12 protein-coding genes and 1 pseudogene are annotated in these 13043 nt (G+C 60.4%); 5 read left to right on the top strand and 8 right to left on the bottom strand.

Annotated features, from left to right (window positions below; all coding sequences use genetic code 11):
• Positions 1-7: 7 nt before the first annotated feature.
• The 6 genes and pseudogenes from CGA21_RS30530 to nirB all read right to left on the bottom strand — a co-directional run bounded on the left by CGA21_RS30530 (position 8) and on the right by nirB (position 6056).
• Positions 8-733, bottom strand: coding sequence for a methyl-accepting chemotaxis protein (locus CGA21_RS30530; RefSeq protein ID WP_411157094.1), 726 nt, complete (start codon positions 731-733; stop codon positions 8-10).
• A gap of 132 nt (positions 734-865) precedes the next feature.
• Positions 866-1669, bottom strand: a pseudogene (locus CGA21_RS30525) (MCP four helix bundle domain-containing protein); the annotation flags it as partial.
• 51 nt (positions 1670-1720) lie between these two features.
• Positions 1721-2395 (bottom strand): DUF2238 domain-containing protein, encoded by a 675-nt coding sequence (locus tag CGA21_RS27170; RefSeq protein WP_110750862.1) that lies wholly within the window; start codon positions 2393-2395, stop codon positions 1721-1723.
• 253 nt (positions 2396-2648) lie between these two features.
• A complete protein-coding gene (locus CGA21_RS27165; RefSeq protein ID WP_083349299.1) occupies positions 2649-3089 on the bottom strand; it encodes a CBS domain-containing protein in 441 nt (146 codons plus the stop codon).
• A 31-nt stretch (positions 3090-3120) separates the two neighbouring features.
• The gene (gene nirD / locus CGA21_RS27160; protein WP_179056270.1) at positions 3121-3495 is read right to left on the bottom strand and encodes a nitrite reductase small subunit NirD; all 375 of its coding nucleotides are present in this window, start codon (positions 3493-3495) and stop codon (positions 3121-3123) included.
• Positions 3495-6056: a nitrite reductase large subunit NirB gene (nirB, locus tag CGA21_RS27155; protein WP_188265450.1), complete on the bottom strand. Its 2562-nt coding sequence runs from the start codon at positions 6054-6056 to the stop codon at positions 3495-3497. Before nirB ends, nirD begins: the two co-directional genes overlap by 1 nt.
• Before the next feature lie 318 nt (positions 6057-6374).
• Here nirB and CGA21_RS27150 point away from each other — a divergent pair, with 318 nt between their 5' ends.
• Positions 6375-6647, top strand: coding sequence for a hypothetical protein (locus CGA21_RS27150; RefSeq protein WP_188265449.1), 273 nt, complete (start codon positions 6375-6377; stop codon positions 6645-6647).
• 1011 nt (positions 6648-7658) lie between these two features.
• On the opposite strand, the gene CGA21_RS27145 is transcribed toward CGA21_RS27150, so the two are convergent.
• Positions 7659-7859 (bottom strand): YbdD/YjiX family protein, encoded by a 201-nt coding sequence (locus CGA21_RS27145; protein ID WP_110750864.1) that lies wholly within the window; start codon positions 7857-7859, stop codon positions 7659-7661.
• A 240-nt stretch (positions 7860-8099) separates the two neighbouring features.
• Between CGA21_RS27145 and CGA21_RS27140 the strand changes: the two genes are divergently transcribed.
• The 3 genes from CGA21_RS27140 to msrA are packed head-to-tail and all read left to right on the top strand — an operon-like array spanning position 8100 to position 9753.
• Entirely contained in the window at positions 8100-8705 is a 606-nt protein-coding gene (locus tag CGA21_RS27140) for an SCO family protein (RefSeq protein WP_020800942.1), read from the top strand.
• Positions 8705-9193: a copper chaperone PCu(A)C gene (locus CGA21_RS27135; protein WP_110750596.1), complete on the top strand. Its 489-nt coding sequence runs from the start codon at positions 8705-8707 to the stop codon at positions 9191-9193. The genes CGA21_RS27140 and CGA21_RS27135 overlap by 1 nt, the downstream gene beginning before the upstream one ends.
• Before the next feature lie 53 nt (positions 9194-9246).
• On the top strand, positions 9247-9753 hold the full coding sequence (gene msrA / locus CGA21_RS27130) for a peptide-methionine (S)-S-oxide reductase MsrA (RefSeq protein ID WP_110750597.1): 507 nt from the start codon (positions 9247-9249) through the stop codon (positions 9751-9753).
• A 4-nt stretch (positions 9754-9757) separates the two neighbouring features.
• Here the strand turns inward: msrA and CGA21_RS27125 are convergent, their stop codons facing one another.
• Positions 9758-10297 (bottom strand): hypothetical protein, encoded by a 540-nt coding sequence (locus tag CGA21_RS27125; protein ID WP_188265448.1) that lies wholly within the window; start codon positions 10295-10297, stop codon positions 9758-9760.
• A gap of 492 nt (positions 10298-10789) precedes the next feature.
• Between CGA21_RS27125 and katG the strand changes: the two genes are divergently transcribed.
• Complete coding sequence (gene katG / locus CGA21_RS27120) at positions 10790-13042, top strand: catalase/peroxidase HPI (protein ID WP_110750601.1); 2253 nt, start codon at positions 10790-10792, stop codon at positions 13040-13042.
• Position 13043: the final 1 nt, after the last annotated feature.

The raw sequence follows: 13043 nt of genomic DNA, 5'->3' as shown, positions 1-13043 counted from the left end.
GGATGTATCAAAGGCGGAAGCGATCCACCGACTGCGACAGTTGCCCCGCCAGCGAAGACAACTCATCCGTCGTCAAGGCAGTCTGCCCAATCACCTTGCTGTTGCCCTCGGACATCCCGGCAATCATCTCCACCTGATGGGCGATTTCATTGCTGGCCAGGCTCTGCTCGCCGATGGTGCGACTGATGTCGTTGACCAATTGCGTGGTGTTGAGGGTGGCCTCGAGGATCTCGCGGATGGCACGCTCGACGTCGGCAGTCACGGCCATGCCCTTGTCGACCTGGGACACGCCCTCCTCCATGCTGATCACCGCTTCTCGGGTGCTTTGCTGGATGCGCGAGACCATGGCGGCGATTTCCTGGGTCGAAGCGCTGGTACGGCCCGCCAGGCTGCGAACTTCATCGGCCACCACGGCAAAACCACGGCCCTGCTCCCCGGCGCGGGCGGCTTCGATGGCGGCGTTGAGCGCCAACAGGTTGGTCTGGTCGGCGATGCCCTTGATCACCTGGATGATGCTGAAAATCCCTTCGGATTCCTTGTCCAGGGTGCGGATCACCTGTGCCGACTGCTGCGCCGAACGGGCGATGCCGTCCATGTCGCTGACCACCTGATGGATCACCCGCCCACCATCCTTGGCCAGCGCCTCGGCCTGGTTGGCCATGTCCAGCGCGCGCTCGGCGTGCCGGGTGATTTCCTCGATGCTCGCGGTCATTTCGCTGGCGGCGGCGGCCATGGTGCTGGCGGCGGCGCTCTGTTGCTGGCTGCTGCCGGCTACTTCATGACAACCATTGCTCAGTCGCGTGCTCATGCCACTGACGCCATGGGCATTGCTGCGCACCACCTCGATCATGGCGCGCAGATCACGCTGCATGGTCGCCAGGCTGCGGATCAGGGTGCTGGCTTCGTCCTTGCGCTCGGGTACTGCAATCGTCTCGCTCAGGTTGCCATGGGCGATGCGTTCGGCGATGCGGCTGGCCGTTTGCAAGGGGTTCATGATGCTCAGGATCACCCAGCGTCCCTGGACGAGCAGCAACAACAGGCTGGCGAAAAGCACGGTGCCGAGGGCCAGGTTGGCGCTGCCGAGCGCTTGACGGGTCCCGGCACTGGTCTTTTGGGTGTTGCTTTCGATCAGCTCGCTGACGGCGGCCATCTGGTCTTCCAGTTGGCTGAACACGCTGTTGAAGGAGCCGAGTTCTTTTTGCGCGGCCTCGGGGTTTTCCAGGGCCATGCCAACAATGCGCTCGGCCGCGGCGATGTAGGTGTCGAGGCTGGGCTTGATCTTGTTCAACGCGTCTTTGAGGGTGGCGTTGACCGCCAGGTTCAGGTTGTCGCCGAGCACTTCGCGAAAGTGTGCCGCGTGCTCTTCGATGGACGTGCGTACTTCGGCCTTGCTGCTGGTACTTTTACCCAGCCCGACCAACATCGCGGACAACACGTCGGCACGTAGCGCGTCGTGCATCATGTCGGCTTCCATGTGGTTGCGCAGCACGGTCATGCCAACCTCGTTTTCCTGCACCGCATCCGCCATCCGGGCAGTCCCCAGGTAACCGACCAGGCCCATGATCAACGCGGTGAGCAACCCCGTCCCTATCAGCAGCAGCAAACGCAGTTTTATGGACACTCTGTGGTTCCTCTTTCTGGCACGTATGTCGATGGTCCAAACGGCCATCGCGAATGGCGTCTCAAGAGGTTATCGACGGGTCGCTGCGCGAATTGAAGGCTATCCCCACTGATTTCTGTTTTTACGACATGCGGTAGGTAAAGCGGCTTTTTCTGCCGTATGTCGCAGTGAAACCAACAGCAAACTCACCCATGCGCCAGCGACGGCGAGCGCCATGTCCTTTTGAGAATCCCAGGGGTCGTTTTGCGCGCCGACAAAGGCTTTTGCCGTGTCGTCACCCAAGTAAGCCCCGCCAATCCATTCCACCAGTTCGTAGACGGCCGAGGTCGACAAAATGATGTTCAGGGCCATGAAGAACAGCCAGCGCCCGCGCAACGGTGTCAGCTGCAACAGCACTTCGCGGATGGGCCATGCCATCAACAGCCCGTAGCTCAAATGAACCAGCCGGTCGTAGTGATTACGGTGCAGGCCAAGGCTCTTGTCGAAGCTGATGCCGGTCAGGGCTGAACACCAACGATCGTAGGGCACCAGGGAATAGGTGTAATGCGCGCCCAGTTCGTGAATGCACAAGAACACGAATACCAGCGTAAGGGAGGCCGCCGACAGGCGAAACTGGCGATAGAACACCACCAATGCCCCCACCAGCAGCAGCGCAAGCATGTTTTCCAGCGCCCAATCCACCCGGCTACGTGGGGAATAGCCCAGCGCAATGACAATCAGCATGAACAGAATCAACAGCGTCAATTCGTATCGCGGATGTTCCCTGGGCTGCATCATGTGAGTTCCTCGACACCCGTGAATTCAAGATCCATAGGGACTTTTAACTTCGAGAGGAACCCTCGCCGCAAGTTCGCTTTTTTCCTTTGACTCATGCTAGGTTGTACGATGACCGACGAGATATATAAACCCGGTCGCTCCGATCACTCATAACAGTTCTGATGTGGGGGTGATCCCGGGAAAAGGGGACGAATGGGCGTCTACCCGCCGATCCGTCCCCTTTCGTGCTGCGCTGATTTCGAGGCTGTTTTCAGTGCCCGCGAATGTAATGCTCAAACTGTCGAATCAAGTCGGCCTGTTCGACAATGGCTTGCTTGACCAGATCGCCAATCGACAGCAAACCGATCAGCTCGCCGTTTTCCACCACCGGCAGATGCCGCAAATGGCTGTCAGTCATGACCGCCATGCAATGCTCGATGCTCTGTTGGCTGTCGGCCGTGACCACCGGCGAGCTCATGATCGCCCGGACCGGCGTGCCCACTGACGAACGCCCCAGCAGCACCACCTTGCGCGCATAGTCGCGCTCGCTGATCACTCCGACGACCTGGCCCTTTTCGATCACCGGCAATGCGCCCACGTTTTTTTCGGCCATTTTCTGCACGGCCTCCAACACCATGGCGTCGGGTGCGATGCTGTGCACCTGCTGGTTCTCCACGACCTTGAGCTTGAGCAACTGTGCGGCTGTCTTCATGTTCGTCTCCTGATGTAAATGGCCTGCAACGTCAGGCCACTGCGACTTCCACCAACCCCTCGTTCAACCGCACCGGCCAGACCCGCAAGCGCTGTTGCGGGTACTCCAGGCAACTGCCGTCCTCAAGACGAAAATGCTGCTTGTAGATCGGCGAGGCAACGACCAGGTCGCCCTTGATGCTGCCGACCAGTCCGCGGCCGATGACATTGGCCCCCGATTGGGGGTCGTGGTTGTCGATGGCATAGAGTTGTTTGCCTTCCATGCCCGGCAGGTAGAACAGCGCCACCTGGGCACCGTCCAGCCACACCACCACACCTGAGTCATTGACCAGGTCCTGCTGGCTGCACACCGATTGCCAGACGACAGACGCAGGGGCTTCAACGCGTAGGGTATTGGACGGATTCATCAGACACTCTCCTCGGTAACAGGGATCAGGTTGAGTTCAGCCGCCATGATCGGCCGGCGCTGGCCGCGCTCCTGGACAAAGTGGATGTCCGGATCCGGGCGTTTATCGTTGACGAAGGTCCGGAAGCGCTTGAGCTTTTCCGGGTCCTTGAGGGCATTGGCCCACTCGCATTCGTAGCGATTGACAACCAGTTGCATCTGCGACTCGAGCTCGGCGCCCAGGCCCAGGCTGTCGTGGATGATCACGTCCTTGAGGTAATCCAGGCCGCCTTCCAGGCTTTCGCGCCAGACCGAGGTGCGCTGCAGCTTGTCGGCGGTACGGATGTAGAACATCAGGAAGCGGTCGATGTAGCGGATCAGGGTCGCGTCATCGAGGTCGGTGGCGAACAGCTCGGCATGGCGCGGGCGCATGCCGCCGTTACCGGCGATGTAGAGGTTCCACCCCTTCTCGGTGGCGATCACGCCGACGTCCTTGCTTTGCGCCTCGGCGCATTCACGGGTGCAACCGGACACCGCGAACTTGAGCTTGTGCGGCGAACGCAGGCCCTTGTAGCGATCCTCAATGGTCAGGGCCATTTGCACGCTATCCTGCACGCCATAGCGGCACCAGGTGCTGCCGACACAGGATTTCACCGTGCGGGTCGACTTGCCGTAGGCGTGGCCGGTTTCGAAGCCCGCTTCAATCAGTTCGCCCCAGATGTCCGGCAACTGGTGCAACTGGGCGCCGAACAGGTCGATGCGCTGGCCGCCAGTGATCTTGGTGTAGAGGTCGTATTTCTTCGCTACGACGCCTATGGCAATCAGCTTGTCGGCGGTGATCTCGCCACCGGGAATGCGCGGCACCACCGAATAGGTGCCGTTCTTCTGCATGTTGGCCATGAAGGTGTCGTTGGTGTCCTGCAGCGGCACCAGCGACGGGTCCATGATCGGCTGGTTCCAGCACGACGCCAGGATCGAGCCCACCGCCGGCTTGCACACGTCGCAACCGGTGTGGCCACGGCCATGCTTGGCCAGCAATTCTTCGAAGCTGATCACCCCTTCTACCCGTACCAGCGCATACAGCTCCTGGCGGGTGTAGGCGAAGTGTTCGCACAGGCTCTTGTCGACGCTGACCCCACGGGCAATCAGCTCATGTTCGAACACTTGCTTGAGCAACCCAGCGCAACCGCCGCAGCCGGTGCAGGCCTTGGTCTGCGACTTGAGCAGGCCGAGGTCGGTGCAACCACCATCGATGGCCGAGCAGATGGCGCCCTTGGTCACGTTGTGGCACGAGCAGACAGTGGCTGTTTCCGGCAAGGCGCCAGGGCCGAGGGTCGGCGCGCCTTCGGACGACGGCAGGATCAACGCGGCGGGTTCGGCCGGCAAGGCGATTGCGTTCTGCATGTATTGCAGCAGCGTGTCGTAATAGCTGTTGTCGCCGATCAGCACTGCACCGAGCACGTGTTTGCCGCTGGCATCCACCACCAGGCGGCGATAGCTGGCCGTGGTTTCGTCGATGAACTGATAGCTGCGCGCGCCAGGCGTATTGGCGTGGGCGTCGCCGATGGAGCCAACGTCGACGCCCAGCAGCTTGAGCTTGGTCGACATGTCGGCACCCTGGAACGGCTCGGCGGCATCGTCACACAGGCGCGCGGCGACACTGCGGGCCATCTGGTAACCCGGCGCGACCAGGCCGAACAGGCTGCCGTTCCAGGACGCGCATTCACCGATGGCGTAGATGTTCGGGTCACAGCTCAGGCAGGTGTCGTCGATCACGACGCCACCGCGGGGGCCGATCTCCAGCGCGCAATGGCGGGCCAGGGCATCCTGGGCACGGATCCCGGCGGAGAACACGACCAGGTCGGTTTCGAGGAATTCGTCGTTGGCAAAATTCATCCGGTAGCGGTACTGCTCGCCGGCGCTGATCGATTGCGTGGCCCGGGACAGGTGCACGCCAACGCCAAGGCGCTCGATCTGCGCCTTGAGCGCCAGGCCACCCAGATCATCCAGTTGCACCGGCATCAGGCGCGGGGCGAATTCGACCACGTGCGCTTCGAGCCCCAGGCTTTTCAGGGCGTTGGCGGCTTCAAGGCCCAGCAAGCCACCGCCGACCACCACACCGCGCCGGGCATTGGCCGCCGCGGCTCGAATGGCATCGAGGTCTTCCAGGGTGCGATAGACCAGGCGCGAATCGCCTTCGGCGCCTTCGATCGGCGGCACGAACGGATAGGAGCCGGTGGCCAGGACCAGCTTGTCGTAGGCCACGCAACCTTGAGCAGTGAACACCTGGCGCCGGGCACGGTCGATTTCCAGCACCGGCACGCCCAGGTGCAACGTGACGCCGGGCGTCTCGTACAGCGCCGCGTCACTGAGTGCCAGCGACTCGGCGTCGCGACCGGAAAAGTACTCGGACAGATGCACGCGGTCGTAGGCACGCATTGGCTCTTCGCTGAAGACGTGCAACCGATAGCGGTCAAGGGCGCCACGTTCGATCAACTGCTCGACACAATGATGCCCGACCATGCCATTGCCGATTACGACCAGCGTTTGCTGTTTGTTCAAAGTGGCTACATTGGAATTCATAAACGACACCTGCCCTAAGCCCATCACGGTGAAAAAAAGCAAAAAAAAACGCCTGAAACCTTGCGGTTCCAGGCGTCTTTGCCTGTTCTTTTGCGGTGTTGAAAACCAGACGGCCATGCCTGATCCACCGATGTTGCCCACGACCTGTGCGGCCAGTCGATCGTCGTTGACCGAGAGGGCTGCCCATCTTTTTCAGAGGGGCTTGATGGGGTTAATGCAGGGTTTGTGCCAGCCGAACGCAAGAAGACATCATGGTGGTGCAGACGTGAGTGTTTAGTCCTTGCTGGCCGCCAGATTGGCGGGTTTGTGGTGAAATGAATGGTGCTGCCATTGGTAAATTTTGCAGAGAAAAATGCATCGGCAACCCGCTTCGCACTGGTGCACGCTTTCGGTCACCGCGCTTTAAAAGTGCGCAAAACCTGTAGGAGCGAGCATGCTCGCGATGAACCTGAGAGCGCCGAGGGGTGTCAGGTGCCCAGCGGCCGCCTCGTCGTTTCTTTGGCTTTTGATTTTCTTACCCCCTCACGCCATGAGCCTGTCCGTCAACCTGTGACGATTGCCATCGGCGCTTCTACCAACGTTGATCCATGATGCGTCGAAGCCTGTGGGCGATGTTGTTGGAGTACATATCCATTGCTGCGGTAACGGCGGCTTATGGTTTCGCCCTTATGTAGGAGCGAGCATGCTCGCGATGGGGGTCAACGATGACGCGGGAAACCTGACTCCCCGTGGCGCTCTCAGGTTTTTCGTCGGAACGCCGCCCGGAGCATGCTCGCTCCTACAAGGGTCGCCGCGCTGGGCCATCCATGGCCCTGCGCGGCTAAACCGGCGTCCTTGCCGGTTTCCCCACTGCGCAATGCCTGCGTTCGGCCATCGTGGTTTAACGGGGCGCTCGCGATCAAAAGCAAAGCGAGGCGGCCTGACAGCCGACCTGACTTTTACGACTGTACCTGATCCCCTGTGGGAGCGAGCCTGCTCGCGATGGACGTCAACGATAACGCGCCCTGTCTGAATGAACGCGATGTCTGGACGTTCATCGCGAGCAGACTCGCTCCCACAGGGGAATGCGGACAGACCTGCCATCAGGTCGGCTGTCAGGCCGCCTCGCTTTGGCTGTTGCTTTTGATTTGGCTTTTGATTTTCTTGCCCCATCGAGAGGCCGAGTGGAGGTTCTGCGCAGTGGGTAAACCGGCAAGGATGCCGGTTTAGCCGCGCTGGGCCATGGATGGCCCATCGCGGCGACCCACGGAGCAGGACCGGAGCGAGGGCATGCCGAGCCCTAGCGAGGCACCGAACGCCAGGGGCAAGAGCCCTTGGTTACTTGGGGCTCTTCCAAGTGACTCGCTGTAAGAGCGAAACCATAAGCCGCCGTTACCGCAGGAATGGATATGTACTCCGTCAACAAACAATAGGTCGGCTGTCAGGCCGCCTTCGCGAGCAGGCTCGCTCCCACAGTAGATCGCGTACAGCCGCTAGAAAATCGTCGGCTGTCATGCCGACATCGCCAGCAAGCCGGCTCCTACAGTAGATCGGGTACATCCGCGAGCGATTGGTCGGCTATAAGGCCGCCATCGCCGGCGAGCCAGCTCCCACAGTAAAGCGTCAGCAACACCGCGTATTACATTTCCCACGCCCAAAACGCGCGTCCTGACGCTCACGAAAAAACGCCTCATAGCTCATCACCGGCTCGCCCGGATGATTGATCGCCATTTGCGCGACATAGTTATCGTAATCGGGAACGCCCACCATCAAACGCGCGCTCTGGCTAAGGAAACCGGCGGCTTGCTGCAGTTTTCGGAACATGGCACTGCTCTCAAAAAGATTTGGACAGCCCGATTCAAACCCACTCATGTATCTGCAATATGTCCGCTCCCAGGCCATTTGTATGTTCATGTATCCAAGCCCCCGCGACCTTTTGGCGCATGACCGGCTGGCCATCGATTGAGCGCCAACGGGCAACAGTTTGTTAACATCCCTGCGCTTTTTTTCGCCTGATCCGTCAGGCACTGTGTTTTCTCTGTTGCACACAGGAAGCTTTTTTCCATGAGTACGTTGTATTCCCGCCGCACAGTCCTGCAAGGCATGAGCCTGTTGAGCCTCGGCCTGCTTGCCGGCTGCGATGACAGCAGCAAGCTGTCGTTCAAGTACGGCAAGGACCTGAGCGACAAGATCATGGGCCGCTCCTTCAAGCTCAAGGACACCGAGGGCGAAACCCGGATGCTCGGCAGCTACCAGGGCATGATGCCGATGATCTTCTTCGGCTTCACCCAATGCCCGGCGGTCTGCCCGACCACGCTGGCCCGCGCCGCCCAGGCGAAAAAACTGATGGGCCGCGATGGCGAGCGCCTGCAAGTGATCTTCATCACCCTGGACCCTGAGCGCGATACACCCGAGTTGCTCGACAAATACGTAAAGGCCTTCGACCCGAGTTTCGAGGCGCTGTATGGCACCCTGGAAGAAACCGCCGCCACCGCCAAGGAGTTCGGCGTATTCTTCGAAAAAGTCCCAAGCGGTGATACCTACACCCTGTCCCATACCGCGACCAGCTTCGTGTTCGACTCCCGTGGCAATTTGCGCCTCGGCCTGTCCGCGTCCCTTACCGCTCAAGAGTGCGCAGAAGACCTGCTCACCGTCATGGAGGTTTGCTGATGACTTCGTTTTGCGCACCACGTATCAAGCAACTTGTACTGGGAATGGCCCTGATCGGCATGGCGTGGCAGGTGTCCGCGCAAACCCGGGTCAATGATGCCTGGGTCAGGGCGACGGTGGCCGGCCAGCCTTCGAGCGGCGCCTTCATGACCTTGCAGGCCGACAGCGACAGCAAGCTGCTCAGCGTGCAGTCGCCCGTGGCGAAGACCGTGCAGATTCACCAGTCGAGCATGAAGGACGATGTAATGAGCATGCAGCAGGTCGAGTCCGTGGCATTGCCGGCCGGCAAGGCGGTGAGCTTCGATCCCCATGGCTACCACGTCATGCTCATGGACCTGACGGGCCAGATCAAGGAAGGCGACAGCGTGCCCCTGACCCTGACCGTGGAAAACGCCAAGGGCGAGAAAGAAACGATCCAGGTGAACGCGCCAGCAAAGGCACTGAATACGATGGATCATGGCAATATGGATCACAGCAAGATGCATTGAGGGTCTGACGGCCTCCGCCATGGAGGCCGCTCTTTGATGGGAGGTGCGTACTGATGACGACGAACACTGAAACCGCCATCCTCGCTGGTGGCTGCTTCTGGGGCATGCAGGACCTGTTTCGACGCTACCCGGGGGTTATTTCCACGCGGGTCGGTTACTCGGGGGGCGATGTACTCAATGCCACCTATCGCAACCATGGCACCCACGCCGAAGCGATCGAAATCGTCTTCGACCCGGAGCAGATCAGCTATCGCCAGATCCTCGAGTTTTTCTTCCAGATCCATGACCCGAGCACCAGAAACCGCCAGGGCAATGACTTGGGGACGAGCTATCGTTCGGCACTCTTTTACCTGGATGACGAGCAGAAACGCATCGCCGAAGACACCGTGGCCGACGTTGACGCCTCCGGCCTCTGGCCCGGCAAGGTAGTCACGGAAATAGCGCCCGCCGGCCCATTCTGGGAAGCGGAGCCCGAGCATCAGGATTACCTCGAGCATTACCCCAACGGTTACACCTGCCACTTCATACGACCGAACTGGACACTGCCCAGACGTAAATAGTCAATCAAGACAGATAACTGCGTTGTACGCAGACCCGTCGATCAATGGCCTGGCGCAACCGTTCACTGTGTTCGTCCCACACTTGGGGATCGACTTTGGGTGAACGCATCAGCTCCAGCATGGCCGACAGTGCCGCCGTGTATTCGGCCTGGGCATCGTCGGCCATGATTTTCAAGCGCTCGTACTTGCTCATCTCCAGACGACGCAAGGCCAATACCGTTTCGTCAGTGATGACCGTGCTCAAGGTCAATTGTGCTCGATGGGGCGCGATGAACGGCTGGGTCTCCAGGAGAATCGCCCTGGCCCGCTGACCACCCCACTGCAGCGCCAGCGCAAACGGCTCGCGCAGGCTGCGGTCATGAAATTCTTCGCAAATCGATGAACCATTGGCGGCGTAGATCCCGATGAATACCTGGGTGATGCCCTGCGGGGTAATGCGCGCCTGGACCTCGATTTGCCTGCCGTCACCCAGTACGTCTTCGTAGCTTTTGACGGGCAGGCGTTTATCGAGCCAAAGCCAGAATTGTGCGCCTCTATGTCGCATCCACTGCCCTCCCCGGACCGATTCCCGAGTAAGGCACAGGATGGTGCTGTTCGCCATGCCAGTGGTCGGCTGATGTGGCAAATAGCTATCAAGCCGACGCCGCCCTAGAGGGCACGATTTCAGCCGCGTTGTGGGAAGGAACTGAGCGGTGCCCGACAGCAATCGAAGACGCCTTGAAAGATTCCGCCTATCGGCTACAAATACTCCAGCTATTAGCCGTCTGCCCAAGGGCGGTCTAGCCTTATCTAACGCCGGTGCCGTCTGGCCGGTCGAGACCTGATAAGAAGATAAAGCGGGAGTCAGAAACCGACTAGGCATACCGTGGGTCATCCCGTTGGCAATTCGCTTGCCAGTGCCGGAGATGCCCATTTGGCCACGATGATCAGTTGATCGACTTGCTGGGCCAACAGCCTGAGTCATTGATTTCACTCACCGCCATCGTGCCCTGAAGGCAACGATGGCTGAATGAACACGACCAAAGGTAGCTCACAGATGGGAACTGAAACGAAATGCCCGTTCAATCATGCCGCTGGTGGTGGCACCACGAACCGCGATTGGTGGCCGAACCAGCTGAATCTGAATATCCTGCACCAGCACTCGTCCCTGTCCTCCCCTGCGGACGAGGGTTTTAACTACGCCGAGGCGTTCAAGGCCCTGGATTTTGCCGCGCTCAAGCGTGACCTGAGCGCCTTGATGACAGACTCTCAAGACTGGTGGCCTGCGGACTTCGGACACTACGGACCGCTGTTCGTGCGCATGTCCTGGCACGCCGCGGGCACCTACCGTACCGGCGATGGCCGAGGCGGCGCCGGCTCTGGCCAGCAGCGCTTTGCGCCGCTCAACAGTTGGCCCGACAACGTCAGCCTGGACAAGGCCCGCCGCCTGCTCTGGCCGATCAAGCAAAAGTACGGCAACAACATTTCCTGGGCCGACCTGATCGTCCTGACCGGTAACGTCGCGCTCGAAACCATGGGCTTCAAGACCTTTGGCTTTTCCGGCGGCCGGCCTGACGTCTGGGAACCGGACGAGGACGTCTACTGGGGCTCGGAAAACAAATGGCTGGGGGGCGACGTACGCTACGACAAGGCGCAAAAAGCCATGCAGGAGCCCGGCGAAGGCCCACTTGTCGCTGAGCCCGGGGAAAATGAGGAGAGCCGTACCGAGCAAGGACGCAATCTGGAGAACCCGCTGGCGGCCGTGCAAATGGGCCTGATCTACGTAAACCCGGAAGGCCCGGAAGGCAATCCTGACCCGGTGGCGGCCGGCAAGGACATTCGTGAAACCTTCGGCCGCATGGCCATGAATGACGAGGAAACCGTGGCGCTGATTGCCGGCGGCCACGCCTTCGGCAAGACCCACGGCGCTGGCCCTGCCGACAATGTCGGTGCCGAACCCGAAGCCGCTGGCCTCGAAATGCAAGGGCTGGGCTGGAAGAACAGCTTTGGCACCGGCAAAGGCCCCGACACCATCACCAGTGGCCTGGAAGTGACCTGGACCACCACGCCGACGAAATGGAGCAATAACTTCCTGGAGAACGTATTCGGTTTCGAATGGGAATTGACCAAGAGCCCGGCAGGCGCCCATCAGTGGACGCCGAAAAACGGTGCTGGCGCCGGGATCATTCCTGACGCGCACGATCCAACCAAGCGTCGCAACCCGACCATGCTGACCACGGACCTGGCGCTACGCTTCGACCCGATCTATGAACCGATTGCACGGCGTTTTCTGCAGAACCCCGATCAACTGGCCGACGCGTTCGCCCGTGCCTGGTACAAGCTGCTGCACCGCGACATGGGCCCGCTCTCGCGCTACCTTGGCCCGGAAATGCCCAATGAAGAACTGCTGTGGCAGGACCCGATACCTGCAGTCGATCATCCGCTGGTCAACGACAGCGACATCGCGGCCCTGAAAAGCAAACTGCTGGCCTCGGGCCTGTCGGTCTCGCAACTGGTCTCGACGGCCTGGGCCGCGGCATCCAGCTTCCGCGGTTCGGACAAGCGCGGCGGTGCCAACGGCGGGCGCTTGCGCCTGGCCCCACAGAAATTCTGGCAGGCCAACCAACCCGAGCAATTGGCGGGGGTACTGTCGAAACTGGAAAGCATCCAGCAGGAATTCAACGCCGGTGGCAAGAAGATCTCCCTGGCGGACCTGATCGTGCTCGCCGGTTGTGCAGGCGTTGAACAGGCCGCTAAAAATGCCGGGCACACGATCACGGTGCCTTTCTCGCCGGGGCGCACGGACGCTTCCCAGGAACAGACCGATGTCGAATCCTTCGGTTTTCTCGAACCGATTGCCGATGGCTTCCGCAACTACCTCAAGGGTCGATACCGCGTATCGGCAGAATCGCTGTTGATCGACAAGGCACAGTTGCTGACCCTCACCGCGCCGGAAATGACCGTGTTGATTGGCGGCATGCGCGTGCTCAACACCAACGTCGGACAGACTTCCCACGGCGTCTTCACCACGCGGCCCGAGGCACTGACCACCGACTTCTTCACCAACCTGCTGGACATGGGCGTGGAGTGGAAACCGGTGTCGGACGCCCAGGAAGAGTTTGAAGCGAGCGATCGCAAGACCGGCCAGAAAAAGTGGACGGGGACGCGAGTCGACCTGGTCTTCGGCTCCAACTCGCAATTGCGCGCGCTGTCGGAGTTCTATGCCAGCAACGGCGAGGAAAAGTTTGTGAAGGACTTCGTGGCGGCCTGGACCAAGGTGATGAACCTGGACCGCTTCGACCTGAGGTGAG

The sequence above is a fragment of the Pseudomonas sp. PSB11 genome (assembly GCF_014596605.1).
GTDB classification, from domain to species: Bacteria; Pseudomonadota; Gammaproteobacteria; order Pseudomonadales; family Pseudomonadaceae; genus Aquipseudomonas; species Aquipseudomonas umsongensis.
This window is presented reverse-complemented; position numbering and strand designations above follow the sequence as displayed.

Coding starts and splice junctions, on each gene's coding strand:
- CGA21_RS30530 (WP_411157094.1), bottom strand. CDS start 733: ATGGCCGCCGCCGCCAGCGAAATGACCGCGAGCATCGAGGAAATCACC.
- CGA21_RS27170 (WP_110750862.1), bottom strand. CDS start 2,395: ATGCAGCCCAGGGAACATCCGCGATACGAATTGACGCTGTTGATTCTG.
- CGA21_RS27165 (WP_083349299.1), bottom strand. CDS start 3,089: ATGAAGACAGCCGCACAGTTGCTCAAGCTCAAGGTCGTGGAGAACCAG.
- nirD (WP_179056270.1), bottom strand. CDS start 3,495: ATGAATCCGTCCAATACCCTACGCGTTGAAGCCCCTGCGTCTGTCGTC.
- nirB (WP_188265450.1), bottom strand. CDS start 6,056: ATGAATTCCAATGTAGCCACTTTGAACAAACAGCAAACGCTGGTCGTA.
- CGA21_RS27150 (WP_188265449.1), top strand. CDS start 6,375: ATGGTGCTGCCATTGGTAAATTTTGCAGAGAAAAATGCATCGGCAACC.
- CGA21_RS27145 (WP_110750864.1), bottom strand. CDS start 7,859: ATGTTCCGAAAACTGCAGCAAGCCGCCGGTTTCCTTAGCCAGAGCGCG.
- CGA21_RS27140 (WP_020800942.1), top strand. CDS start 8,100: ATGAGTACGTTGTATTCCCGCCGCACAGTCCTGCAAGGCATGAGCCTG.
- CGA21_RS27135 (WP_110750596.1), top strand. CDS start 8,705: ATGACTTCGTTTTGCGCACCACGTATCAAGCAACTTGTACTGGGAATG.
- msrA (WP_110750597.1), top strand. CDS start 9,247: ATGACGACGAACACTGAAACCGCCATCCTCGCTGGTGGCTGCTTCTGG.
- CGA21_RS27125 (WP_188265448.1), bottom strand. CDS start 10,297: ATGCGACATAGAGGCGCACAATTCTGGCTTTGGCTCGATAAACGCCTG.
- katG (WP_110750601.1), top strand. CDS start 10,790: ATGGGAACTGAAACGAAATGCCCGTTCAATCATGCCGCTGGTGGTGGC.